Raw genomic sequence first — 26,290 nt, 5'->3', positions numbered from 1 at the left:
AAATCAGCGGATAAACAAATGCTAAGCTGTCACTACATTTCAGGGTTATCCGCATAAGCCAGTTGCGATACAAGGCGTTTTGTTTAGTCATTTTTACCGGTAGGTATAAAGCAAAAACAGCTTTTTAAGTAATCCTCAATTGCCCTCTCGGGAGGGGGATCGGCATTTGGTGGCTGGTTTATGTATCTTTAATTCATTTTATTATTTCATTTCATTGTATAGGTTTAATAAACTTTCGATTTATCATTCGATTATTATTTAAAAAGAGTTATAGTAGTGATTAATTAATAAGTTAATTAATCATAATATGATAGGTGAGCTATCTTGAGCTTAATTAGAAAATATCGCCATATTATCAGCGTTAGCCTGCTATCCTTATTGTTAATGGGATGCAACCAAGGACATTCCCCATTATTCCCAATGTTAGGCGCTTATTTTCCTTATTGGATGCTATGTGTCTTAATTGGATTGGTTGGCGCTATATTATTGCGTGTTGTTCTCGTTTATTTAGAAATTGATGATAAGTTGCCTTTTCCTCTGATGTTTTACTTTGGTGTCTTGTTGACAATCTCTATTACCGTATCCTTACTTTATTTTTCTCATTAAATTATGAATATAAAAAATAAAAAAAAGATAGCTATCATTCTCTCAATCGGCATATTTGCGGCTTTATTTCTATTACTATGGAAAAGCCTGCAAACATCGATTTTGAACCCACTAAGTGAAGAGGCCGTGATTGAGGCCAATAAGATTAACATTTCTTCTGTCGTTCCGGGACGGATAAGCCAGTTTTATGTTAAAGAAAATCAGGAAGTCAAAAAAGGCGATCGATTATTTACCATTGACCCGACTATGTATGCTCTACGAGTGAACCAAGCTAAAGCCGAGTTACTTGTTGCAGAGGCGGCGTTAAGCAACAAGAAGAGAATCATTGTCGCTGAAACATCAAATTCTGAAGTGGCTGAAGAGCAAATAAAACGTGCACAAGTTAACCTTGCACTGGCAACTCAGTCTTTAAAACGTTTAGAGCCATTGTTGGCGAAAGGTTTTGTCACCGCTCAACAAGTGGATGACGCCCGAACCTTAAAACGCGATGCAGAAGTCAGCTTAAAACAAGCTCAAAAACAAAATGTGGCATCAGAAGCATTAATTAATAACACCCAATCTGAAGAAGCACTTGTTGAGTCATTAAAAATATCCCTCGCCATGGCTGAGTGGGAATTGGGCAACACGGAAATTAAGGCACCAAGTGATGGGTATATTGTTGGACTAACCATATCAGCGGGTGAGTTTGTGCTTTCAGGGCAATCTGTTTTTACCTTAATTGATACAGAGACATGGTTTGTGTCCGCATACTTTAAAGAAACAGAGTTAGACAACATCCAAATGGGTAGCTGCGCGGTTGTTTATTCAATGATTAATAATAAGCAACCTATTAAAGGCCGAGTACAAGGTGCTGGTTGGGGGGTAATGTCTACTGACCTGCTGAATATACCTCGAGACTTACCTTATGTCCCCAAGTCTTTAAATTGGGTGCGTGTTGAACAACGTTTTCCTGTGAGAGTAATTTTAGAAAATCCACCGAAAAATCTGATGCGTGTTGGTGCGACTGCCACTGTTAATATTGTATCCCAAGATGATGACTGCTAAAGCTTTACTGGTTCTTCAACAAATAAAACAAGATTTGTTGCCATTTAATTTTCGTTTCGCAACCACATGGCGGATTGCTTTACTGTGCGCATTAATGGCTGGCATTGCGATGTTATACGAAATCCCAGAATCGGCGATTAGCTGTTATTTAATTATCTACCTTGTTAAAGCCAATGCGATTGAAAATATTCTGTTATGTATTGGTGTCATAGTGCTATGCAGTATAGCAGTCTGTGTGATCTTTATATTGTTTAACTTTACTATTCAAAATGTGATGTTGCGTTTCTTCTTTATGGCCCTTTTCTCAGGGTTATTTATGTATTTGTCTTCAGCGAGCAGCCTTGGTGATGTCGGTAACTTAATTGCCCTTGTAATCGCATTTCTAATGACATTGATTGATGATGTTCCTTTTGGAGATGCTGCAACAAGAGGGCTTTTATACGCACTATTAATGGCAGTATCTCCCATGTTATTGGTGGTTATCTTTAATTACTTTTTTGGGATTAGCCCTAAAAAATTATTAATGGGTAAGCTAGCTGAGCGCTTTCGGGCTGCAAACCAATTTTATTTAGGAAAAATGCCGTATTCAATTCAAATCAGTGACGCGCTAAGTACGCAGGCTGAATGTAAGCGGAACCTAATGCTCATCAAACTCTTTTTTCTAAAAGGAAAAAAGGAAATCCAGTGGCTAGATAGCATGATTGATAATTCGTATGAAATACTGATCATGTCCTTAAATTTACCCGATGATACTTCTGCTGAAATTCGTCTATTACTCGCGGAAAAATGTCAATTTATTGCGCAGTGTTTGGAAAAAAACCAAATTGAACAATTGGAAACGCTAAAAAGCGAGAAAAGTAATCACCTTGAAAACCAGCAAATACTGGCTGATTTTCAGGATATCCTATTTAAAAAGAAAGTGAGTAGTGACCCTAAAGCTAAAAATCCTTTTTTTGTTAAAGACGCTTTTACAAATCCAAACCATAAATATTTCGCCATCAAAACAACCTGTGCTGCACTAATATGCTATGTTTTTTATGACTATTTTGAATGGCAGGGGATCCACACAGCGATGATCACTTGCTACGTTGTTGCATTGACTTCTGTTGGTGAAACAGTACATAAGCTAACGCTGCGTATTATAGGGTGTTTAATTGGCGCATTAATCGGGATTATTTCGCTTGTGTATATTATCCCTCATTTATCCGATATTTTTAGCTTAATGATACTCATCTTTTTCTGTATTTTGCCTGCTGCATGGGTGGCTGCGGGTAATGAACGTATATCCTATGCCGGAGTCCAAGTTGGGCTGGCATTTTTATTAACCGTTCTTCATGGTTTTAAACCGAGCTATGATCTGGATGTTGCCTCCGATAGGATCCTCGGTATCCTATTAGGTAATGTTGTCATGTACATTATGTTCACTAAAGTGTGGCCGGTCTCTATTATGACTACAGTTAACTCTCAAATTAGAAATATTCTAGATAGTTATGCGGCACTTAAATTAAAATCTTATGATAACAATGTCGAGGCTCTCAGTTTGGTTGCTGCAATCAATGAGGGCGTTATTAAAACAAAAGATGATATTAATTTATTAATGTTCGAAACCCACTTTAAAGATAAAGGGGGGGCTTTAACCCATTTTTTAAACCAATTTTTAACCAAGGTTTCAGTAGATAGTTACCAAAATTATTCGTCTGAATTTATTTCTTTTAACCATAAAGATCATTTTGATTCGAATACAAATTTAAAATCCGCCAGTGATTTGAAATATGATGTATTAAATACGATACCTTCAACTTTATCGGCTCAAGAAAAAGAGCAAGTCATTAAAGAACTAGTGAGCGAGAAGTAATGACAATGACCCAATCAATGAGATACGAAAAAAAACGATATTTACTCATCTCGATATTCAGCATTTTTCTTGTCGGTTGTGTCGATACGAGTCGTTCATTTATGGATAAAACGCCGCAGCCTTTACAATATGAAACTGACACATATATCTCTTCCCCTGAAGAGAATTTATATGCTGAACATAACGAAGTATTTAAAGAGCAATATGACCTAGCAAGCCTTATCGATGTCGCACAAAAAAATAATCCTGAAACACGTATTGCTTGGGAGCTTGCTAAAAAAGCTGCAACCAATGTGGGAATGGTTGAAAGTACCTATTTACCCGTTATAACTGCAACAGCATTAAGTGGCTATCAGCGTGGAACGTTGAAGTTACCACATAATGATTTGGTCGATAAAATTGATGTTTCTAATCACGTTTTTATCCCTGCGATAACTTTTCAATGGCTATTGTTTGATTTTGGTCAGCGAGGAGCATTAACTGATGCAGCCAAACATGCATCTTTAGCTTCTGACCTTAACTTTAATTTACTTCACCAAAAAATTATTCATGATGTGACCATTGCTTATTATGCTTATGGTGCAGCACAAAAAAAAACAAAAATAACTTATAAAGCTTTAGAGCGAAGCCAGCGCTTATTGTATGCCGTAGAGCAAAAAAAAGCGCGTGGGCTAGCAACCGTACTGGATGTTGCATTAGCGAAGCAGCAAGTTTCACAATTAGAGTTTCAGAACGTATTAGCTAAAGGGAAAGAAAGAGATCAATACCAATTATTACTCTCTACCATCGGTATATCCCCACTGAAAACAATTAATATTCAATATAATGATAACGATGTTTTGCCTGATAATATCGCACCATTGACTCACGAACGGATCAGAAATGCGTTAGCCCAGCGCCCTGATGTGCTTGCTAACTATGAACTTACACTGGCAGCGATGAAAACGACCCAATCTGTGGAATCTGACTATTTTCCTAAAGTCTATTTAGCAGGGGCAGTCGCCGGGGGAAACAGTCGTTTAGATGTGCAAGGACTACCGGGTATCAACCAAAGTTCTTCATCTTCAAATATTTTGATAGGTATCAGTATCCCGCTTTATGAAGGGGGAATAAGGCAAGCACGTATGAAGAATGCTCAGTCGGATATTCTTATTGCCCAAGAGAATTTACGGAAAAGCCAAGAAATGGCGATTCGAGAGATGAGTTTAACTGAGAATGCACTAAAATCAGCTGTTGAGGCCAATAAAGCGGCGAAAAACTTAGTCGAAACAACTCAATTAAGTTATACCGCCAGTGTTGATTTTTATAAAAATGGTTTAGGAACAGTGACTGAAATTAATGCCGCAGAAATTGCATTATTAACAGCCGAGCTTGCTCATATTGATTCTTATACGGGTTCAGTTATTGCAGCTGTGGATTTAGCCTTTGCATTAGGTGAAATTGAAAAGGCTTTACCAAGGTATGAAGATGCTACGATAAAATAGGTTTATGAGATAGCAGAAGATAACCTAGTATTTATCTTCTGCAATTGTAAATTAATAAATATTCAGTTGTTGAAATACAGGTTTTCCTGCACTACTAAATTGGCTAATTGAATATTGATTATAATTCATTTCACCATAGCCTCTAATATACATTACACCATTAGATAAATCAGACAAGCAGCTCCAAACAGTATATTCAGAAAGTAAACTATTTTGAGTGCCTTCTCCTTCCCCCATATTATCAACTGTAATATTTTTAGTACGGTCAAAATTATTCATAATGTGGGCGAGTGTAATCATAGCGTCTTTTGCATTGCCAACTTTTGGTGCATAAGTGCTATAAAAAACCGCTCGAATGAAACGTCCAACAGACGTATCCGACGAAGGTAGATTTGATGTTGCAATACCACTATCAGGTTGAGTAACTCGAATATTACCCAGTAAATTTGTTGATATATCTAGGTTTGATAACTGAGTATAATTATTCAGGTTTTTTAAATGCCATTGAAAATCAGGTCCATTAGTCATGACACGAGTAGGGTTATCAAAAACCTGCAATTTGCCATTTACGGCTTCAACAATAATGCTACCACCGTGTTTATCATAAAAAGCATAGTGGAATGGTGATGTTAAATTCCTAAAATTAACAAGAATAGGGGACCAAAAATAACCATTTTCAACCGCTTTTTTAACTTCATCAACATGACTAAAAAGGGATAAAGCCCATTCACCTAATGCAGTAACAGGTAATGATAGACAATAATTTTCCGGATTAATTGGCGTAAGCTCTGCTTCAGAAATCATATTTGCACTAAACGTTAATCCTGCACTATTTAACCCCTGGAATATATTATGGTTATCTCCATCAAAATAAACTTCGGTCGTTATCGCAAGAATATCGAATTTAGATGTATAATTAATACCATTTTCCCCGTTAGGGGCTTTTTTCTGAAAAAAAGTATTCGCAGGATAATATGTTATCCAAGAGGGTAGGTCTTCCGTTAATTCTAATGTTCGCCCTTGGTAAATATTATTTTGGCTATCTGTTATTGATAAACTCGTACACATTCCATTTAACCTCGTTTTATGAAGTATTCGCGAATTTGTAGGCTACACTTCATTTCAATCAATGTGGGTCGTAAGGTAGCTAAATAAATATTACCTGATAATGAAGATTATTTATATTGAAATTATTTTTCAATAATAGGTGACGCATTAAAATAATAACCGAATCCCAATTTAGTGGGATTCAACGTATTAATAATACTGACAACTATTTGAAGAACTATTTGGTAAGTTATTCTTAACAGGTTTTGGTAGATGAGCTAAAAACCAAGTGATAGCAAGTAAGTCTGCACTACCACCAGGGCTTAGGTTTTTAGTTATAAAAGTATTATCTAACAAGATTAATTGCATTTTGAGTTGCGCATAGTCCATGTTATCAGAGTTCAAAAGTGCCATGGCGGCATTTTGGGCAAAGTGTAAACCATCTAAACCACCACGTGAAACAAGGTTAGTGTCATCATTATAGGCCATGAGTGTTAGTAACGTTTGATGCAATGCTCGTTCATTATCCCATCCCATTGCATGAAATTTTTGATAGGTAGGAAGCCCATATTTTAAGACGGTAGCAAAGCCGGATTCAGCTTCTCCACGAGCTCCTGTTAGTCCATAGAGCTGGTAAAATTGTTCCCCGGCTGTTGTGGCTTCTTTAATGGGTTCGAGTTCACGTACGACCATGTTTTGGCAAATGTTTGCGACTTCTTGGCAAATTGAATTGGCGGTGATATTGGTGTTACGTGCTAATAATCGACCCATTGCCGCGAACACCAGGCCGAAGGAAAATATTGCGCCCTTATGTGTATTGACGTTGTTAGTTACCTGATACATGGCTTTTTCACATGCTAAACCGTGCTCTCTTAAAGCATAAAGTGTTTGTACCGCAGGTTGCTTTCCTTGAAAGTAGCCAAGGTAAACAAATTCAGGCAAGTGGTTAGCAACGGTGCGAGCGCTGCGGGCAAACATATAGCTGTCCATATCTTGATGTGAGCCATTGTTGCGCATATCAACTAACCCTGGTTTTGGTGTTAGTAGTACCTCTTCCATCATGGCTTGATACGCAAGTTGACTCAAATTTTTAGCCCAAAATACGTGTGTTTCATCGCTTGGATGGGAGACGCTATGGTCAATAACATCAATTCCCTGCACGTTGTTTAAACTCATCTATCCTCCGGTGAATGGTATTAATCAATGTGTGTACATCATGAGCGTGTGAACGTGCACAAAGATGAGCAGTTTTTTCACATAGTAGGCAACGACGTGGTGGTAACCCCACCTCAGAACGAGATATTGGACGTTTATGGGTATTAATGACGTCGATGTCCCATAAACGACCAAGTGGATGTGCCCTTTCAAGGCGAACACAAAGTTTTTTTAGATCTAAGATACTCAGCCCGATATTGTCTATAGGTAAACAATAAAAAGCTTCAGGCCCAGTAATAAGGTGTTCACATTGGTAATGAGACGCATGCAAGTGTAGATGTTCTACCGCGTTATTCATTGTTTTAACTGCTAGTTCCATCACATAGCGTGATGCACTAGAATCTTTAACCTCACCCGGCCATACCAATGAAATAAAAACGACAGGTTGATGGTATTTTGCAAGAAGATATTGCTGTTTTTCAGCGCGTTTTTCACGGCAGTTCAACATATTTTCTAGTGTGACTTTTTGTTCTATTATCATGCTGACCTTACGGAATAATATTGTTGATTACTTTTGTGAATTGAATAAAAAATCAAAGGTAGTTTTTGGCACGAGGCGTGCGATAGCCGAGGCATCACCTTCATCTAGTAGTTTTCTGACCCTTGATGCAGAGACAGGACTGCCATCAATTTCGATGCGTAGAAGTTCTTCTACCTTGATAGCGGGGAAGGAACAAGTTGATTCCGAGAGCCAAAATGCCATATCTCGATTATATTTTGCGGTGACAGGGTCAAAAGGTTCAGTCCCCACAAATCTCACATTAATTCCCAGTGTTGGTGCAATTTTCTGCCTAAATAACAATAAATCTAACGCAGTGCTGCATTCATCGATTAACCCTTTGTCTTTGATAAAATAGGATGGGAAGGTGGCTTTGGATATCATGTAGTCCGAGCCGGGATGGAGCGTGACCCGTTCAAGCCCTTTAATGCCGTCACGGATTAGTGCTAACCTGTCGCGATAAGCAAAACGTGAGGAATCGTGTTTTACAACAAACAGATGTAGCCAATTACAATGTTCCAAGGCTTGAGTGATAAGGTAACGATGGCCTAATGTAAAAGGGTTGGCGTTCATCACGATACTACCAATGGTTTTTCCTGAAACGTGTAATTTCGCCAATTCATCGCAATAGTTTTTCAAGCCATACGGCGAGTTTTCCATCAAAGTGACTTGTGTTGGAACACTGACGAGTGGCGTAAAACCAGCACTTGTAAACAGTGGAACATTACATGGTTTGGTATAGAGAAATAGCCGTTCAATGCCTTGCCGATAAGCTAGATTTGTGACCTCGCTTAGAAGCTGTAAACTCAGAGCTTCGCCTCGATGATTGTTATCAATAGCCACACATTTGATAATATTGCCATCTAACCCCGCACAGCCAACGAGTTGCCCTTGATATCGAGCTTCAATGAATTGTGTCAGCCCTATTTCAAGTTGAAGTTCATTCGCATTCAGTAGTGATTCGAGTTCACGATGAATCAAGGTTGAAGGTTGAAAGAGGGAATTAAATTGGTATCGGTCGCTCATGAGGCCTCCAAGAGAAAGTTCGTTTATTCGCTGCTTTATCAACAGCTAACCGATTTTTTTAATAAGGTTCACTTAGGGCGTTGGTTGTTACCCTAAGTGAAATCATGGGTTAGCTAACGGTTTGGTAAACGACGTCAATCACCGTGCCATCTCGATATTCAACTAATGCGACAATATTATCAGTGAGCTTAATCGGATCGGGTACGCCTGCAATGTCTTCTGCTAACTGTTTCATTTCTTCAATGGTAATTAGTGGCAGTCCAGCTTGAGAAAGGCGGTCGAGTAAGTCTTGCCTGCGCGGGTTTACCGCAATTCCATATTCGGTAACCAGCACATCCACGGTTTCTCCGGGGGTGGTAATCGTGACGATTTCATCACGTAATATAGGCAAGCGTCCACGAATTAAATTTGCGGTAACAATCGTCAATTTAGCACCTGCAGCGGCATCACTGTGACCACCTGAACCACCCATGATATAACCGTTTGAGCCAGTAACGACGTTGACATTAAACTGGGTATCCATTTCCGTCGCTCCCAGAACAACGCAATCTAATTGATTGACCATACAGCCTGAATTAAATGGGCTTGCGTACATGCCTGCACTAACCTCGAGATGATTTGGGTTCTCTTTCAAAGAACGGACGGCATCAAGGTCAAAGCCTTGTACATCGACGAGTCGTTCAAATAATCCTTCTTCAAGCATGGAAACGAGATAACCAGTAATTCCACCTAAAGCAAAACTACCGACTATCGATTTTTCTCGCATGATCTGACGTAAATAGTGTGCCACGGCTAGTGATGCACCACCTGCACCCGTTTGGAATGAAAAACCGTCTTTTAGTAGGCCTGATGCTTTAATTGTTTTTGCTGCTAGTGAAGCAATTTTCAGTTGAACAGGGTCTTTAGTGACTTGCGTTGTTCCAGAAACAATTCCCTTAGGATCACCCACAGATGGTAGTGTAACCACATAATCGACCCGAGTCTGAGAAATTGAAATGGTTTTTAGTGGGTAAGGGAGTAATGTATCGGTTACAGCAACCACGCAGTCAGCATATTCAGCATCGGGAAATGCATAGCCCAGTGACCCACACGCAGTTGGTCCTTCGGTACCATTGAGGTTTCCATATTCATCAGCGGCAGGTGCGGCAATAAAAGCGACGTCAATATGTAAGTCGCCACACTCGATGGCTCGTGCTCGACCACCATGGCTTCTTAACATTACAGGGTGAGCAAGTACTCCTTGTGAGATAGCGGTAGCCACAGGCCCTGACATATAATCGGTATCAAGGTAAGCGACGGTACCACTTTTAAAGTGTTCGATCATAGGTGCATGCACCGGAAATACAGAACTGAGTGCGATTTTAAGACCTTTAAGCCCACGTTGAGCAGCGATATCTAATACTTGATTAACTAAGCTGTCACCATTGCGAAAATGGTGATGGAATGAGAGTGTCATGCCATTACTGATCGACAGCTCATCAAATATTTCTTCTAAACAATTTCTTAGCTTTTGGTTCCCTGGGCGTTGGCATTTCACTTTGGGTGCACTACGTTGCATGTTAGGAACTCGTGCGAATGCACCAGCGTAAGGCATCAATGCATCAGTAACAAATATCTTTTCGGGTAGCTCGCGATTGACATGATTCTTCATACCGTTTCCCCTTGTGATAGATTGAGATAGGCAGCTAACGCGAGAGTACGTTCAGCTCGTAGTACGATAGGGGCGTCGATCATTTTTCCATCAAGAGCAATAACGCCAGTACCTTGTTTTTTCGCTTGTTCAAGCGCATCAACGACTCGATGAGCCCATTGAATATCTGCATTTGTCGGGCTAAAAGCCTGATGAATAATATCTATTTGGCGCGGGTTGATAGCTAGCTTTCCTTTGAAACCTAGCTGACGAGCGAAAAGTGAATCTCGCTCAAGGCCTACCTCATTTTGGGCATCAGTAAATGGGGTATCGATGGAGTCAATCCCCGCGGCAGCGGCTGCATTGATGATAGTGGTTCTTGCCGATAAAATTTCTTCACCGGAGGAGGAGCGTATCGCCCCCAGTGAAGCGGTGTAGTCCTCTGCACCAAAGCTAATAGCCCAAACACGAGAATCCGCAACTGCTATATCATAGGCATGAATAATACTCTGCGGTGTCTCTAACAAAGGAATAATTCTAACGGTTTTTTGTCCCGGTTTTTCTGCGCGTTTAATCAGGGTGACAATATCGTGTATCATTTTAGGATTGTCGATTTTAGGCAGCATTAGTGCATCAGGTTCACAAGGAACGATGGTTGCAATATCTTGTTCTCCTCCTGCGTCAAGCGGATTAATACGTACGGTTTTATGGCTATTGCCATAACTTACTTTACGCAATGCATGGCTGACGAGAGTGCGAGCCGCATCTTTTTCTGGTGGCGATACCGCATCTTCTAAATCGAGGATCACCGCATCAGCTCCGAAAACGCCCCCATTTTGTAGCATTCCTGCATTATTACCCGGTAAAAATAGTAGTGTTCTAAGTAGGTCCATTATTCGTTTTCCTCCGCTGTCATGCTATTCGCTCGTTGAATAGCCGTTTGCATTCGCGCGCGGATAGTGCAGTCTAGGGCGCCTTTGTCTATGGCTTTGATATAAATGTCAGGAAAACCTGCTTTGTTGGCTTCTTCTTGTAATGTATAGCGGATGGCCTGGCCAAATTGCGCCTCTACGATACTGGTTAATTCAATTTGAATACCGGAATTGGCTGGTTTCTCTTCGACAAAAATCATGATGTCGTTAGATTCTAAGGTTCCGGCATGGCCTTTTTTGATAGTCATTATGTCGCCTCCTAAGTACTCAGCTAATTACACGCATTAAAATTGCAGCCAACACCACAACACAAGCTCCACCTAAACGCGTGGCGATTTGAGCAAATGGCATTAATTCCATACGGTTACCCGCAGATAAAATAGCGACATCACCAGTTCCACCTAAGCCACTATGGCAGCCAGTGACCATGGCAGATTCAATTGGATACATATTGAGATAACGGCCAATGAAGAAACCACTTGAAATCATCGCGAGTACTGTTGCGGCAACGGTAGCAATATAAGCAGGGGTAATAGCAGCAATGACTTCATTCCAAGGGGTATATAGAACACCGACACCGACTAAAAGCGCCCAAGTCAGGTTCTGTGCAACAAAGCGATACAGTTGATAAGCACCCAGTTCCATCTCACGTGGCATAATACCAAGCGTTTTTACCAGTGCAGCGGACAGGATCATAATAATAGGTGCAGGGATTGGAATAAAGTAATTGGCTAACATACCAAACAGATAGAAACAGCATGCGATTATCAGGCCCGCTCCCATTAAACCAAAGTCAATCGGTTGGTTTTCATTCTTAGCACTTAAATCAATATCACCTGATCGCACTAAGGTTCCGTTACCTGTTAGATGTGGTTTTTTCACACCTAAATGACGCAGGTAGCCAGCGGACATGATGGCAAATAAGTTACCTAACATGGCTGCAGGTACTAACATTCCAATAAATTTGTCTGGTGATTGATTCAAAATCTCTGAGTAAGCAACGGATAGCGGTAAGATACCTTCACCAATTCCACCTGATAAAATAGGAATAACAACGAAGAAGAAGGAGTGGTATGCACCGAGTCCTGTCAATGAACCAACGGCAACCCCCGCGATACAGCTAGCAATGGTACCGATTGCTAGTGGAACAAACATCCTTAAGAAGCCTTGGATTAGTACAGCACGTACCATGCCGAGAATACTTCCAGATACTAAACAAGCAATGTAGAAATAAAGGAAATTTGAAGTTTTAGTGAATGATGAAATCGCGGCAACTGCCGTTGGGTTGATCAGGTTGTAGAAAACTAAGACGGATGGAACGAAAATGGACAAAATAGCAGGTCCACCAATGTCTTTGAGGATCGGTACGCGCATCCCGATATCACCAAGTAACATACCGATTATCATCATTACGGCAATACCACCTAACATATCTGAAGGCAATTTCCCGAATACTGACGCCAAGATAATAATAGTTGCAAGGATAAGATAAAGCGGAAGGGGTAGCGGCCCAATTTTTGTTTGCCAAAATTTCGGCTTAACTGCTTCTGTGGTAATTTGAACGTCTTTTTCCATTATGGGACTCCTTTTATAGTCGGAGCCATTTTGGTGTAAACATGACGTCATCGTCTCGCATCTGAAACTTAGTTAAGCATTATGAAACTTATGTAAGTGGTTAATTTTAAAAGTTTAATTTGGGAGTTAAATCACGGTTTAGCTGTTGGTTAGTTAGGAATATCGCGACCATTATCACGTAATTAGCATAAGTTCTGCATAACAATGTTATGCAGATCACGATTGATTTTAGGTGAAAATACTAACGGATTAATCGATAAAGTGTCACTGGCCTACCTTGACCACGATAGGCAAGTTCACTATATAGCTCACCTATCTCGACCAGATAGTCGAGATATTTTTTTAATGATATGCGCGATAGTTTGACGATAGGCACAAGTTCTTGAACATCAAACGGTTTAGTTTGCTCTCGAACGATAGACTGAATTCTTGTCAGTGTCTCATGCTCTATGCCTTTTGGCGTTTTATGGCTTTGTGTTTCTTTAGCAAAGATGCGGCTATCGATAGCCGCTTGGCTTAGGTTACTTTCATCTGTTAACAATTTGACTCGTTCATGATAGCTAACGAGCGCAGATTGAAATCGTTCAAAAACAAAAGGTTTAACAATATAGTCAATGGCTCCTAGGCGTAATGCTCTCTGGATATCAGCACCACCTCGGGCGGCAGTGACCATAATAACATCAACATTTGAATAGTTTTTTCTGATCTCTTTAAGCAGGCTAAGACCATCTAATCCTGGCATAAAAATATCGAGCAACAACAGCGAAACATCATGGTTCTTCATGAACTCAAGGACTTCAGTACCACTATTAATTACTCCAACTAATGAAAACCCATCAATCATATTTAGATAGCCTTTATTTAATTCAGCTACCATTGGGTCATCTTCGACAACTAAGACATTAATCATCACTACCTCCATTAATTACTTCTGCAGGAATATAGATGGCGAATGTCATGCCACTGCCAACATGGCTAAATACGTCCATTGTGCCATTTAGCTTATCCAACGTTGCACTAACCAAAAATAAGCCAATTCCCCGATGCTCACCTTTTGTGGAAAACCCGCGTTGAAATATTTGTGGAATATTTTCTGCTGGCATTCCTGAGCCACTATCACTGACTTCGATGTACCATTTATTATTTTTTAGCGCTAAATGAAGAATGACCTCTTTCGTTTCAGAAAGTTGTACAGCATCAAAGGCATTGTCTAACAAATTTCCTAATAGCGTCACTAGCGCATGGCTCACTCTGGGTTGTTGAATTTCAGGAACGACATCATTGATATCAATAACCAGATCGACACCCATTTCTTTAGCGCGGCTGAATTTGCCCGATAAGAATGCTGATAAAATAGGATCCCGAATGGCATCATTGATGAAAGCTTGCTCACTTTTATTTTCATTAATAATGTCAGACAAATACTCAAGTAACACTTGTCGATTTCCACCGAGTGCTAATCCATTAATAACGTGGAGTTTATTGAGGTGTTCATGTGCAGATGCGCGTAATGCCTCTACATAACGGTTCACACCAGTAAGCTCTTCAGCTAGCTTGCTCACTTCCGACATATCACGAAATGTTGCGATTGCACCGATGATTTGACCGTTGGCATACAAAGGAACTCGATTGGTTAATATCGATATTCCATGAAGATTTTGTTCACGATCGAACTCTGATTCTCCTGAGAGGAGTACGTCGAGTAGACGAGTATGTGGAATACATTTTTCTACTTTTTTACCGATTAAATCAGGAGAGATCCCCGCAAGGCTTAAAATACGCTTGGCTTCGCTATTGACCATTGTCAATCTGGCATCACGATCAACAGCGATAATCCCTTCTCGGACAGAGGCGAGCACAGCATTACGTTCTCCCAATTGACGAGCAATTTCCAATGGTTCAAGGCCAAACAGAATTTTTTTGATACTGTTAGATAACCCGATAGCCAGTACAATACCAATCAACAGAGCTAGTGTAAGGGCAGAGCGGATTGGTTGATTAACCTGTTCGATGGCTTGGTCGATGCTATTGGACATAATACCAACGACGACAGCACCGACTTGCTGACTTTGTGCATCAAAAATAGGTTTGAATGCCCGCAAGGAAAATCCCAGTGAACCTTTTGCGGAAGAATTATAACTTTCACCTCTAAGTACACGCTTTTCATCGCCGCCTTCCATCGGTTTGCCGATTTTAGCGACATCAGGGTGGGATATTCGGATAGCATTCATATCAATCACCACAATAAATTCAACACCAGAAACACTTTGAACGGATTGTGAGTAATCTTGTATTTCTTGTAATGCCTCTTGAGTTGGGTTTACCAATCCTTTGGCGACTATGGGGGATAATGCGATAACATCTGCTACGACTTCGGCTTTATCAGCCGCTTCATAATGCAAACGGTCATCGATATCTTTTGAAATCTGGATGTTAGCTACGATAAGTGGTAGTGCTAGCACAGTCACGACTAAAACGATAATTTGTACCCTTAGTGGTAGGCGCGTAAAAAAAATAAATAGTTTCATTAATTTCTTCTTATTATGTAAAAAATATTATTTCTTATAATTTGTAGGAACCTAATTTGTTCCTACTCTGGTATAAAAAGCATACCATGCGCTTATATATGGTAGGGGAATGTCTTACCCTGAATGTGAGCCTGTGCAAAATGAATTTAATCGAGGAATCTTCTCTTCCATCAAGGTCAATTCATTGTTTTGACTTCGATGGTAATTGCAGAGCTATATTTGACCTTATTGTTGCCAATGAAAGGGGCTTGAAACTCCATATACTGCTCGTATTTCAAAATGCAATTGAAGGTATGTAATAGCTAAAGGTGAACCTTTAATGTTGTGTGTTAAATAATATAGAGCTGCGATACCTGCAATTGTATCCGCACAGTAGGGGGGATGTGGGTAGAGTCGAATAGAATTCAGTTGAATTGAAACTTTGGCGGAGTGTTAATTTTAGTGGGCGTTACAAACAAAAACAGACGTCGATTGACGTCTGTTGAAAATTAGTGGTGCCCGGACTCGGAATCGAACCAAGGACACGGGGATTTTCAATCCCCTGCTCTACCGACTGAGCTATCCGGGCAACGGAGCGTATTAAACCTGATTTCATTGGTTGAGTCAAGGCGCTTTCAATAAACTTTTGACTGTATGCGCTTTTTTTCAACATGTTAGCCAGTTTTTAATCGAATATACATAAAATTATTAAGGTTAATAACAAATGCCAGCCTTAAAATCGATTTTGGCTGGCATATGCAATATTGGAAAAATTTTAGCGGAGATAATTTTTCTGTGCTTTGTTCACTTTAATCAGATAATTACGTGACTCAGCCGCTGGGTGTTTAGTGGATAAAGTTTCATACACTTCTCCAGGCTCTAAATTATTAATACGTTGTGCGGCTTGTTTTTTATCACTGTGGAAGACACGTAATACGCTACCAGCTCCGCCATTATAGGCAGTGATGACCGCGTAGCGGCGTGAGGTCTGGTTACTAATATCGCCTAAGTAGCTGTTTTGCAATATAGCTAAGTAAGCAGTACCTGTATCAATATTTTTCTCTGGGTCAAATAAATAGCTACGGCTAGGTACACCGGATTTCCCTTGTGAGCGGAAAACATCTTTCCCTGCTGTATTTGGCATTATCTGCATTAAACCAAGTGCATCAGAACGGCTAACCGCATAAGGGTTGAAACTTGATTCAATTTGCATGATAGCGAGGATTAATGATTCATCAACACCATATTTGGCTGAAGATTTTTTAATATAAGGTAAATATTTATGAGCCCGTTTATCCAAATGGTTTGGTACTAGTTGCATAGTTACTGACCAAACAATATTCATACCAGACTGCCGGCGTTGCATTTTATTTTCTATCAGATAATCAGCAAACTTTGTGGCTCGCCATTCCCAACGAATAGCTTCTCCTGTGTTATCTAGCACTTGGCCAAATAAAAAGGGTTCTTTGCTATGAGGAATATCATTAATGTCAGAATAGAGGTCAATGGAATTAGGATCATCGCCCATTAATAAGGTGGTGACAATGGCTTTCTTTAGGTGCTGTGAAGGTTCTATTGCTGAAATTGTCTCAACCGTGATGGTTCCCGCATCAAAATTAATATGGCTACGAGTTCGGTATTCATCGGTATATTTAACGTAGTCTTTTGGGCCTGCAATTAACACTTCTTTAATGCCCCAGATATTCTCAATATTGTGGGCAAATTGGCCCATTAATATATCGAACCCATTGGTATCTTTGACATAATTAGGGTTAAAGTCAGATTTTTGCTTGCTAGAACAAGAAACAATTAAGGGAATTAACAAACTCAGCGCAAATAGTTTTTTCATACGATTCACAGTCTTGGGGCAAAAGTCTACCTACTCAGTAGGTAGACAAACAGATTATTTTTCAGGTGTATAGCCATCAATATGGATATCATGGCCTTCAAACAAGAAATTAATCATTTCTTGTTCTAACATTTTACGGTCGTCAGGGTTCATGGTATTGAGTTTCTTTTCATTAATAAGCATGGTTTGCTTTGTCATCCATTGACTCCACGCTTCTTTTGAAATCTCGTTAAAAATACGTTTTCCTAACTCACCTGGGTAAAGCTGAAAATCTTGCCCATCAGCATCACGTTGTAAAAATGTACAAAAAATGGTTCTACTCATTAATTTTTCCTCAAATATCAGGTAGTAAGGCGAGCTGTTTTAGTAAACTTTCAACTGGGGCTGCAAGGCCGATAGTTGCGCCTAAGTGTAAGTTATACCAGAGTCCTTTGCCTTCATCCATGGCAGAATTAAATGCCTGAATGTTAACTTTTACAGGGATAATATCTAAATGAAAATGGCTAAATGTGTGACGGAAGGAAATTAATTGCTCTAATTGAGTATGTTCAAGGCCTGATTCATTCAGCCAGTCATTGAGTTGCTCTAAAGAATTAAATTGTGGGAAGGCAAATAACCCGCCCCAAATACCGGATGGTGGGCGTTGTTCTAACCACACACTATCACCGTGCTGCATAATTAGAAACCAAGCACTTTTTTCAGGAATTTTCTGTTTAGGCTTTTTGCCTGGGTAGTTTTGCCATGAATGATTGGCATAGGCCATGCAGCCAAAATTAAGTGGGCACAGCTCACATTTTGGTTTACTGCGAGTACAGACCATCGCACCTAAGTCCATCATCGCTTGGTTAAAAAATTCAACTCCCTCTTTTGGCGTGACATCAGTACTGATTTCCCACAAGCGATTTTCGACTTCTTTTTTACCCGGCCAACCATCAACCGCATAAGCTCGAGCTAATACACGTTTAACATTACCATCTAAGATAGGATAATGCTGTTTTTGTGATAATGACAAAATTGCCCCGGCTGTGGACCGGCCAACGCCTGGTAGCGCTAATACTTCATCAAATGTAGTGGGAAATGAGCCACCATATTGAGTCGCAATCACTTGTGCGGCTTTATGGAGATTCCGAGCCCGAGCGTAATAACCGAGCCCTGTCCATAGGTGTAAAACTTCATCAAGAGGTGCGTTGGCAAGGGCGGTAACATCCTCAAAACGAGAGATAAACTTCTCAAAATAGGGGATTACAGTACTCACTTGGGTTTGTTGCAGCATGACTTCTGATAACCAAACATGGTAGGACGATTTTTCCTGTTGCCATGGCAACGTTTTACGACCGTATTTGTGATACCAGTTAAGCACTGCAGATGAAAATTGTTGAGCTTCCATTGATAATTTTATTTTTTATTGATATTTCCAGTGATGGCAGGAATTGCAACATAGACGAAGAGGGCTGTAAACCGCTATTGTGTTGTTTAGTGTAAAGTTAGCTAATTATCAACTGCATCCTTGTGGAAGTTTTGCTAAACTCCGATATCCATCATGCTTCAAGGGTAAGGTTATTCACTGCAACTTGGGGCATTAGGGCTGTAAACTGATAGGTTTGGTAACCAATCACCTTATAAACTTGATTGTTGGCACATTAACTTAATTGGGCATTCATTTTAGAACCTTTATTATGATCAATAATGTTATCTCCCCCGAATATAATGAAGATGGGCGGGTTATGCGCCGAGTCCGTAGTTTTGTCCGCCGTCAAGGGCGTCTGACAAAACGTCAGGAAGACGCATTAGAAAAAGAATGGGCAGAAAAAGGCATCGATTTTATCAATGAGCCTTTTGATTTTGCCAAAGTATTTAATAACTCAAATCCAGTTACCTTGGAAATTGGGTTTGGGATGGGCGCCTCATTGGTGACCATGGCATCTCAAAATGCAGATAAAAACTTTTTAGGTATCGAAGTTCATGCTCCCGGTGTTGGCGCATGTTTAGCATCAGCAAAAGAAGAAAATGTCACCAATTTACGGGTGATGTGCCATGATGCAATAGAAGTTTTAGACTGCATGATCCCAAATGGAAGCCTTGAAATGGTTCAGTTATTTTTCCCTGACCCATGGCATAAAGCGAAACACAATAAGCGCCGTATTGTGCAAGTTCCGTTTGCAGAAAAAATTCGTAGTAAACTAGCTATCGGTGGTGTTTTCCATATGGCAACAGATTGGCAGCCTTATGCAGAGCACATGCTTGAAGTGATGACGAGTGTCGAAGGGTATAAAAACTTATCGCCATCAGGTGATTACGTTCCTCGTCCAGAAACAAGACCAGAAACAAAATTTGAAAAGCGGGGCCAGCGGTTAGGGCACGGTGTATGGGATTTAATGTTTGAGAGGATCAAATAATGGCTAAACAACCACGTAGTCGTCGTTTACGTAAAAAATTACGCTTGGATGAGTTCCAAGAGTTAGGCTTTACTGTTAAGTGGAGCTTTAAAGAAGGTACGCCGATTGAGGAAGTTGACAGCACCGTTGACCAACTGATTGCAGAAGCGATTGAACCGAATGGTTTAGCGTTTGAAGCAAGTGGCTATATGAGCTGGGAAGGGATCGTTTGCCTACAAAAAATTGGCAAATGTACCGAAGAGCACCGTCAAATTGTTGAAAACTGGCTAAAATCAAAAGGGATGAATGACGTCGTCGTTTCTGAGCTTTTTGATGTTTGGTGGGAAGAATAATTTTATTGAGTTAACCTCAATAAATAAACTGAACTTTCAGTCGCTTGAAGAGGCATCCAAAAATTGGGTGCCTTTATTTTCTGTTGCAAATACTATCTGGAGTCAACGTTTTGAGCGCCATGTTTTCTAACCAGCTACTCAACGATATCCTAGACCAAGTTCGCCCACTGATTGGGCAAGGTTGTGTTGCAAATTATATTCCTGCTTTAGGTTGTGTGTCTTCCCATCATTTAGGTATTGCGGTATCCACCCTCGATGGTGAGATTTTTACAGCGGGTGATGCCTACCAACGCTTTTCAATTCAATCTATTTCAAAAGTATTGAGCCTTACGCTTGCAATGACGCGTTATGAAGAAGAGGAAATCTGGAGCCGCGTAGGTAAAGAACCCTCCGGGCTACCCTTTAATTCGCTAATTCAAATCGAAATGGAAAAGGGGATACCTCGAAACCCGTTTATCAATGCGGGGGCCATTGTTATCGCTGATATGCTGCAATCACGCTTAAGCGCACCAAAACAGCGTATGTTGGAGTTTGTCCGGAAATTATCCTGTGAACCGGACATTAGCTATGACACAGTTGTCGCTCGCTCAGAACTCGAACATGCCAGCCGTAATGCGGCCATTGCTTATCTTATGAAATCCTTTGGGAATTTTGAAAATGATGTTTTAACGGTTCTCGAAACTTATTTTCATTATTGCTCTCTAAGTATGAACTGTGTTGAATTAGCGAGATGTTTTTCCTATTTAACATCGCAAGGAATGTCATCTTGCTCTATTGACCCCATCATCACGCCACTACAATCAAGGCAAATCAATGCATTAATGATGACTTGTGGTATGTATGACGGCTCTGGTGAGTTTGCATTTCGGATAGGAATGCCTGGCAAGTCTGGCGTTGGCGGGGGTATTGTCTGCGTAGTACCAAACCAATTTACGGTCGCGGTTTGGTCACCTGAGCTAGACTCGGCAGGGAACTCTTTAGTCGGCTGTGCGGCTTTAGAGCTATTATCGAAACGAATTGGGCGTTCTGTTTTTTAATTAATGCTCTACTAGGAGATTTTATGTTACGCCGTACATTAATTGCTTTTTCACTCCTTGCTTGTGCGACGAGCCAAGCTGCAGATTATAACTGTTCTGTAACGCCAAAGGATGACATCTTTATGACGCCCGAAAGTGTGCAAATTATTGGTGCGAGTGGTGATTTAAAAATTACGCCAAACGGTGAGATTACACTTAACGGTAAAAATGTGGCTGCAACAGAGGCGCAAAAACAGCAAGCTATTCGTTACCAAGCCGATATTCGTCAGGATTTACCTTGGATAAAACAAGAATCAGAAAAAAAATTATCAACTTCAAGGGAAACGATAGACAAAGTTGTCGTTAAAGTGGTTGGCAGCGATAGCAATATTCGTAACCGGTTAACAAAATTAGAAAAAGATCTTAATGGGCAAATCAACCAAATTATTGAGACTCGTCCCAATGGTTATGTGTTTCACCATGAAGCCATGAAAACGGTTGAAACGAAAGGGCGGGAGTTAGTCAATGAAAGCTTAGGTGGTATTTTACAAGACAGCATTAACGAGATGGGACGTAAGCAATTATTATCGGGTGGCGATGCCAATAAAGCGTTACAAGGTATGCTAGGTAACTTAGGCGGGTTACAACAAGAACTCGAATCTGAATGGAAAAAACAAGAGAAAAGCTTCCAGCAATTCGGCCAACAAGTTTGTTCTAAAGTGACTTCAATAGAGCAACAACGCGTCTCATTACTTAATTCAATCAAAAGTCACTAATAGATTTAAAATCAATAATAACCTTATGAACAGTAATGTATTTTCGTACATTACTGTTTTTTTATTTATCCATATTATCGCTATCATCAATTTGTGTGATATTAACTCCATTAATGGGAATGAAAATGAAATTGATTCTTATTTGATTGACATCTAAGCCACTCACTTTACAATGCGGGTTTGGCTTAATGACTAAATTGGGATCATTTAAATGAAAAAATTCATTCCTGCTCTGCTTGTTTCTGTGTTGTCATTCTCTGCGCCTTTTGCTCTTAGCGCTGAATCTACCACTTTCACTCCAAATGCGGTTACAGCACAAGGCGTTGAAAAAGTGACGATCAAACACCTATCAGGTGAAACTGAAGTCATGAAAAAGCCACAAAAAGTGGTTCTGTTTGATTTCGGTGTTTATGACTCAATGCAAAAACTCGGCTTAGGTGACAAGGTTGTTGCACTACCAACTGGCAATGCTCCTGCTTATATAAAAGGCAGTATTCCTGCATCAATGGAAAATGCAGGTGGAATGAAACAACCTGATTTAGCCAAAATCGCGCAATTAAAACCTGATCTGATTGTGATCACAGGTCGTCAAGGTAAGTCTTATGATGAGTTATCAAAAATTGCACCCACCATCAATTTAGGCTCTGATAGCAAACACTATATTGATTCTGTAAAAGCCAACATTGGTGTAATTGGTGAGCTCTATGGTAACCAAAAAGCGGTTGATGAGCAGTTAGTCCAATTAGATAAAGTCATCGCAGATGCCCAGAAGAAAGCGGCTGATTCCAATAAAAAAGTTTTAGTATTAATGCATAATGACGGCAAATTAATTCCAAATAGCCAGGCTGTTGTTTACAACGTTGTGAAAGCACAACGCGCTGACTTACCGGTTGATGAAAGTGCAGATAAAGCCAAACGCCGTGTTGTAGATACCAAAACGATTGCTCAAGCTAACCCAGATGTGATCCTGATTGTTGACCGTAGCGAAGCGATTGGTGCAGGTAAATTGGATAAAACCGTATTTGAAGATAGCAACATTCAAGAAACCAAAGCTTATAAAGATGGCAAAATTACTTACCTGCAATCTGACTTATGGTATTTGTCAGGTGGTGGTTTAGTTAGCTTAACAGAGCAAGTTAATGCGGTGGAGAATGCTCTATAACAGATATCTGCCACTGTCTTATTGATGGTGGCAATATGTATTACCTCAATTGTTATTCTTGTCTATTTCATTTTTATCTCTAAACAAAAGCCCACTTCGTTTGAAGTGGGCTTTCATCTAATTTATCAGTGAAGTAATTTCTAAATGAACCGAACAGCGGTTACTCTTCACCTAAAAATAGCTCTAATAGAGAATTGAGAAACAGTTTTCCATGCTCTGTAATCTGCCATTCATTCACGGTTTCTGTGATATAGCCTTTAGCTAAAGCTTCATCAATAGCCGCTCTAACGATTGATTCTGGCAACCCTGTATATTGGGTAAATTCAGCGCGTGGCATAGCTTCAAGTAGGCGAAAGCGGTTCATGAAATATTCAAATGGTCTATCGGAAGCGTCAACGTCATGGGATTGGTGTATATAACGGCCCTCCATATAACCTCGAGGATGTTTTGTTTTTACGGTTCGTAAAATTTGACCATCTTCAAAAGAAATTTTTCCATGAGCGCCGCAACCGATGCCTAAATAGTCACCAAAGCGCCAGTAATTGAGGTTGTGTTGGCATTGGTAACCGGGTTTAGCATAGGCGGATGTTTCATATTGCTGGTAACCTGCCGCACTCAATAATTTATGGCCTTCAGTATAAATATCCCACAGCGTATCGTCATCGGGTAATACCGGAGGGCGTGAGCCAAATTGAGTGTTAGGTTCAATAGTGAGTTGGTACCAAGACAGGTGCGGAGGGGCAAGTTCAATAGCTTGGCGCAGATCAGATAAACCTTCAACTTGAGTTTGCGCGGGTAACCCATGCATTAAATCGAGGTTAAAGCTTCTTAAATTAAGATTACTAGCCAACTGAGCAGCGCGCTTCGCTTCATCAGCACCATGAATACGCCCTAAAGTGATTAATTTATCGTTACCGAAGCTTTGTACGCCAATAGAAATACGATTAATTCCTGCGGCTTGGTAACCTGCAAAACGGCCAGCTTCAACAGTACCAGGGTTTGCTTCCATGGTAACTTCTGCATGTGGGTCTAAATCAATTCGCTGACGTACGCCATCCATTAAAGCTTGCATTGACTCAGCACTTAATAAACTGGGGGTTCCGCCCCCAATAAAAATAGTTTTCACCGAACGTCCTGCAACTAATTTTGCATCGGTGTCTAAATCGGCTAATAAGTGCGCCACATATTCTTGCTGAGGGATCTCACCTTTAAGCGTATGTGAATTGAAGTCACAATAAGGGCACTTTTGTACACACCAAGGGATATGGATATACAGGCTCAGCGGGGGTAATTTAAGCATTCTTTAGCGCATCCAACATCATTGTGAGTGCTTTTCCACGATGTGAAACGGCTTGCTTTTCCGCTTTAGTTAACTCTGCTGAGGTACAACCTAATTCAGGAACATAGAATATGGGGTCATAACCAAAGCCGCCTTGGCCTTTGCGTTCACGGGTGATGATACCGTGCCAACGGCCATGGAATACTAATGGCGTAGGGTCTTCGGCATGTCGCAAATAAACTAACACACAGTTAAACTGAGCCTGACGTTGGTCGTCAGGCACATTTTTCATTGCTTCTAATAGCTTAACTAGGTTTTGCTCGTCTGTTGCTTCTTCACCTGCGTAGCGGGCAGAGTAAATCCCCGGTGCGCCACCAAGGGCATCAACGGAAATTCCTGAATCATCAGCAATTGCGGGTAACCCGGTTTGTGCCGCTGCATGACGCGCTTTTAGGATCGCATTTTCAATAAAAGTTAAGCCCGTTTCTTCTGCGGACTCAACACCTAATGAGGTTTGTGCGACGATATCCATCCCAAAATCACGTAGTAGGCCAGCTAACTCATTCACTTTTCCGGGGTTACCGGTGGCTAAAACAACTTTTTGCATTATTTAAAACTCGTTTTTACATAATACCAATGGAATACATCATTGCAGTCAATGATGGGTCAATCATCAGTGAGATATCTACACGCAGGTAATTCAATGCGATTAAAATAAACATCACAATCATTGCAGAGAAATCTAACCCGCCCATAGCAGGAATGATACGACGGATTGGCGCCATTAAAGGTTCGGTTAATTGGTATAATAAATAATCGACAGGGTTACGGCCTTGGCTAACCCAACTTAGAATTGCACGGATTAAAATCATCCAAAAAATTAATTTACCGGTATAGGTTAATAATAAAATCAGTCCCATAGGTAAAATGCTTATCCCTAAAATAGGGAGTAAGTTAGTTGCCCACATACCAAAGATAATGGCTGCAATGGCTAAAACAAACGCAACAACCACTGAAGCGGTATCTATCGCGCCAAAAGAAGGAATGACTCGGCGCAATGGTGCAACGATAGGTTGTGTTGCTTTAACAACAAATTTTGAAAAGGGATTATAAAAATCTGCACGCACCCACTGCATCCATACGCGCAGCAGTAATACAAAAATATACAGTTGGATCAGGGTAGTAACGACGAATACTAAGGTCTGCATGGCGAATTCCGCGATTAATTTAAAAAAGTTTTTCCATTTCTTCTGCTCTGTTTATTGCGCTTTGCATTGCATCGGCAACAATTTGCGGAAGATTTCCATTATAAAATTGCTCTAAAGCCATCGCGGTGGTACCGCCTTTAGAGGTGACTTGTTCACGTAAAGCTGAAAAGTCCGTGTCACTTTGTGACTTAGCCAGTTCTACAGCCCCTTCAATTGCATTAAGAACGAGCTCTCGAGCTTGTTGCTTATCATAACCGAGTTGTTCTGCCTTTTGCTGCATTGATTCCATAAATAGAAAGAAATAGGCAGGGGAGCTACCGGTAATGGCAATAATCTTATTGATGTCTTGCTCTTGCTGGCACCAAATAGTGGAGCCAACACTTTGCATCAGTTCTTGAGCAAACTGTTTGTCTGGTTCAGAAACCTTCCCTTGAGCGAATAACCCGCTAACGCCTTTACCCACCAACGATGGTGTATTTGGCATGATGCGTACTAAATTCAGTTGGTGTGCAAAGTAATCATTATACCGCTCAGCGGGGATCCCCGCGGCGATAGTCAGTACTAATTTTTGGTCAAAGTTTGTGGCTTTTTGCAGCGGCTCACACACTTCTTTCATCATTTGAGGTTTAACCGCTAGGATAATGACCTCAGCGGCTTTGACGGCAGCTAAGTTATCATTGCTGCTGATAATGCCATATTGTTCGGCCAGTTTGTCTCGACGTACAGGTGTAGGAGAGCACACCGTGATCATCGATGCAGGGTAACCATGGTTAACCAGCCCAGCAATGATGGCGTGAGCCATATTTCCGGCGCCGATGAAGGCAATTTTACGATGTTGCATTCTGTTCTCCT

26 protein-coding genes and 1 tRNA gene are annotated in these 26,290 nt (G+C 40.5%); 9 read left to right on the top strand and 18 right to left on the bottom strand.

Annotated elements, in window-relative coordinates:
• The first annotated feature begins 324 nt into the window (after positions 1-324).
• From PSF09_RS14020 to PSF09_RS14005, 4 genes are read left to right on the top strand one after another with little or no spacing between them, the layout of a single operon-like run.
• Complete coding sequence (locus PSF09_RS14020) at positions 325-606, top strand: YtcA family lipoprotein (RefSeq protein ID WP_210836952.1); 282 nt, start codon at positions 325-327, stop codon at positions 604-606.
• 3 nt (positions 607-609) lie between these two features.
• The gene (mdtN, locus tag PSF09_RS14015) at positions 610-1,650 is read left to right on the top strand and encodes a multidrug transporter subunit MdtN (RefSeq protein WP_272684040.1); all 1,041 of its coding nucleotides are present in this window, start codon (positions 610-612) and stop codon (positions 1,648-1,650) included.
• The gene (locus PSF09_RS14010; protein ID WP_272684039.1) at positions 1,637-3,505 is read left to right on the top strand and encodes an FUSC family protein; all 1,869 of its coding nucleotides are present in this window, start codon (positions 1,637-1,639) and stop codon (positions 3,503-3,505) included. Before mdtN ends, PSF09_RS14010 begins: the two co-directional genes overlap by 14 nt.
• Complete coding sequence (locus PSF09_RS14005; protein ID WP_285219573.1) at positions 3,505-4,989, top strand: TolC family protein; 1,485 nt, start codon at positions 3,505-3,507, stop codon at positions 4,987-4,989. Before PSF09_RS14010 ends, PSF09_RS14005 begins: the two co-directional genes overlap by 1 nt.
• A 51-nt stretch (positions 4,990-5,040) precedes the next feature.
• Here the strand turns inward: PSF09_RS14005 and PSF09_RS14000 are convergent, their stop codons facing one another.
• The 14 genes from PSF09_RS14000 to mutY form a co-directional block, all read right to left on the bottom strand.
• A complete protein-coding gene (locus tag PSF09_RS14000; protein WP_272684037.1) occupies positions 5,041-6,057 on the bottom strand; it encodes a linear amide C-N hydrolase in 1,017 nt (338 codons plus the stop codon).
• Between the two features lie 189 nt (positions 6,058-6,246).
• Positions 6,247-7,212, bottom strand: coding sequence for a triphosphoribosyl-dephospho-CoA synthase CitG (gene citG, locus PSF09_RS13995; protein ID WP_272684036.1), 966 nt, complete (start codon positions 7,210-7,212; stop codon positions 6,247-6,249).
• Positions 7,184-7,732, bottom strand: coding sequence for a citrate lyase holo-[acyl-carrier protein] synthase (gene citX, locus PSF09_RS13990; RefSeq protein ID WP_272665509.1), 549 nt, complete (start codon positions 7,730-7,732; stop codon positions 7,184-7,186). The genes citG and citX overlap by 29 nt, the downstream gene beginning before the upstream one ends.
• A gap of 27 nt (positions 7,733-7,759) precedes the next feature.
• Positions 7,760-8,776: a [citrate (pro-3S)-lyase] ligase gene (citC, locus tag PSF09_RS13985; protein WP_272684035.1), complete on the bottom strand. Its 1,017-nt coding sequence runs from the start codon at positions 8,774-8,776 to the stop codon at positions 7,760-7,762.
• A gap of 109 nt (positions 8,777-8,885) precedes the next feature.
• Complete coding sequence (gene citF / locus PSF09_RS13980) at positions 8,886-10,427, bottom strand: citrate lyase subunit alpha (protein ID WP_272684034.1); 1,542 nt, start codon at positions 10,425-10,427, stop codon at positions 8,886-8,888.
• A complete protein-coding gene (locus PSF09_RS13975) occupies positions 10,424-11,299 on the bottom strand; it encodes an HpcH/HpaI aldolase/citrate lyase family protein (RefSeq protein ID WP_210836964.1) in 876 nt (291 codons plus the stop codon). The genes citF and PSF09_RS13975 overlap by 4 nt, the downstream gene beginning before the upstream one ends.
• Positions 11,299-11,586 carry a citrate lyase acyl carrier protein gene (citD, locus tag PSF09_RS13970; RefSeq protein ID WP_210836965.1) on the bottom strand — a complete coding sequence of 96 codons (288 nt, stop codon included), beginning with the start codon at positions 11,584-11,586 and terminating at the stop codon, positions 11,299-11,301. The genes PSF09_RS13975 and citD overlap by 1 nt, the downstream gene beginning before the upstream one ends.
• A gap of 19 nt (positions 11,587-11,605) precedes the next feature.
• Entirely contained in the window at positions 11,606-12,913 is a 1,308-nt protein-coding gene (locus tag PSF09_RS13965; RefSeq protein WP_272684033.1) for a 2-hydroxycarboxylate transporter family protein, read from the bottom strand.
• 241 nt (positions 12,914-13,154) lie between these two features.
• Positions 13,155-13,823 carry a response regulator gene (locus PSF09_RS13960; protein WP_210836967.1) on the bottom strand — a complete coding sequence of 223 codons (669 nt, stop codon included), beginning with the start codon at positions 13,821-13,823 and terminating at the stop codon, positions 13,155-13,157.
• Positions 13,816-15,441 carry a DcuS/MalK family sensor histidine kinase gene (gene dcuS / locus PSF09_RS13955; protein ID WP_272684032.1) on the bottom strand — a complete coding sequence of 542 codons (1,626 nt, stop codon included), beginning with the start codon at positions 15,439-15,441 and terminating at the stop codon, positions 13,816-13,818. Before dcuS ends, PSF09_RS13960 begins: the two co-directional genes overlap by 8 nt.
• 492 nt (positions 15,442-15,933) lie before the next feature.
• Positions 15,934-16,009 (bottom strand) — tRNA-Phe (locus PSF09_RS13950).
• A gap of 186 nt (positions 16,010-16,195) precedes the next feature.
• Positions 16,196-17,269, bottom strand: coding sequence for a membrane-bound lytic murein transglycosylase MltC (mltC, locus tag PSF09_RS13945; protein WP_272684031.1), 1,074 nt, complete (start codon positions 17,267-17,269; stop codon positions 16,196-16,198).
• Between the two features lie 54 nt (positions 17,270-17,323).
• Positions 17,324-17,593, bottom strand: coding sequence for an oxidative damage protection protein (locus PSF09_RS13940; protein WP_198641881.1), 270 nt, complete (start codon positions 17,591-17,593; stop codon positions 17,324-17,326).
• Between the two features lie 10 nt (positions 17,594-17,603).
• Complete coding sequence (mutY, locus tag PSF09_RS13935; protein WP_272684030.1) at positions 17,604-18,656, bottom strand: A/G-specific adenine glycosylase; 1,053 nt, start codon at positions 18,654-18,656, stop codon at positions 17,604-17,606.
• 289 nt (positions 18,657-18,945) lie between these two features.
• On the opposite strand from mutY, the gene trmB reads away from it, so the two are divergent.
• The 5 genes from trmB (at position 18,946) to PSF09_RS13910 (ending at position 22,951) form a co-directional block, all read left to right on the top strand.
• A complete protein-coding gene (gene trmB, locus PSF09_RS13930) occupies positions 18,946-19,665 on the top strand; it encodes a tRNA (guanosine(46)-N7)-methyltransferase TrmB (RefSeq protein ID WP_109911959.1) in 720 nt (239 codons plus the stop codon).
• Positions 19,665-19,997, top strand: coding sequence for a YggL family protein (locus tag PSF09_RS13925; protein ID WP_115166698.1), 333 nt, complete (start codon positions 19,665-19,667; stop codon positions 19,995-19,997). The genes trmB and PSF09_RS13925 overlap by 1 nt, the downstream gene beginning before the upstream one ends.
• A gap of 110 nt (positions 19,998-20,107) precedes the next feature.
• A complete protein-coding gene (gene glsB, locus PSF09_RS13920) occupies positions 20,108-21,034 on the top strand; it encodes a glutaminase B (RefSeq protein WP_210836977.1) in 927 nt (308 codons plus the stop codon).
• 23 nt (positions 21,035-21,057) lie between these two features.
• Positions 21,058-21,789 (top strand): DUF2884 domain-containing protein, encoded by a 732-nt coding sequence (locus PSF09_RS13915; RefSeq protein ID WP_272684029.1) that lies wholly within the window; start codon positions 21,058-21,060, stop codon positions 21,787-21,789.
• 211 nt (positions 21,790-22,000) lie between these two features.
• Positions 22,001-22,951 carry a siderophore ABC transporter substrate-binding protein gene (locus PSF09_RS13910; protein ID WP_272665468.1) on the top strand — a complete coding sequence of 317 codons (951 nt, stop codon included), beginning with the start codon at positions 22,001-22,003 and terminating at the stop codon, positions 22,949-22,951.
• A 160-nt stretch (positions 22,952-23,111) separates the two neighbouring features.
• Here PSF09_RS13910 and hemW read toward each other — a convergent pair whose 3' ends face one another.
• Genes hemW through proC form a run of 4 tightly spaced genes read right to left on the bottom strand, consistent with a single transcriptional unit; the run spans position 23,112 to position 26,279 of the window.
• Positions 23,112-24,251, bottom strand: coding sequence for a radical SAM family heme chaperone HemW (gene hemW / locus PSF09_RS13905; protein ID WP_210836980.1), 1,140 nt, complete (start codon positions 24,249-24,251; stop codon positions 23,112-23,114).
• Positions 24,244-24,837, bottom strand: a complete 594-nt coding sequence (gene rdgB / locus PSF09_RS13900; RefSeq protein WP_109911961.1) for an RdgB/HAM1 family non-canonical purine NTP pyrophosphatase — start codon at positions 24,835-24,837, stop codon at positions 24,244-24,246. The genes hemW and rdgB overlap by 8 nt, the downstream gene beginning before the upstream one ends.
• A 16-nt stretch (positions 24,838-24,853) precedes the next feature.
• Complete coding sequence (locus PSF09_RS13895; protein ID WP_210836982.1) at positions 24,854-25,438, bottom strand: YggT family protein; 585 nt, start codon at positions 25,436-25,438, stop codon at positions 24,854-24,856.
• Positions 25,439-25,457: 19 nt separating this feature from the next.
• On the bottom strand, positions 25,458-26,279 hold the full coding sequence (gene proC, locus PSF09_RS13890; RefSeq protein ID WP_272684028.1) for a pyrroline-5-carboxylate reductase: 822 nt from the start codon (positions 26,277-26,279) through the stop codon (positions 25,458-25,460).
• Positions 26,280-26,290: the final 11 nt, after the last annotated feature.

Source organism: Providencia sp. PROV141, assembly GCF_028481645.1.
GTDB lineage: Bacteria > Pseudomonadota > Gammaproteobacteria > Enterobacterales > Enterobacteriaceae > Providencia > Providencia rettgeri.
This window is presented reverse-complemented; position numbering and strand designations above follow the sequence as displayed.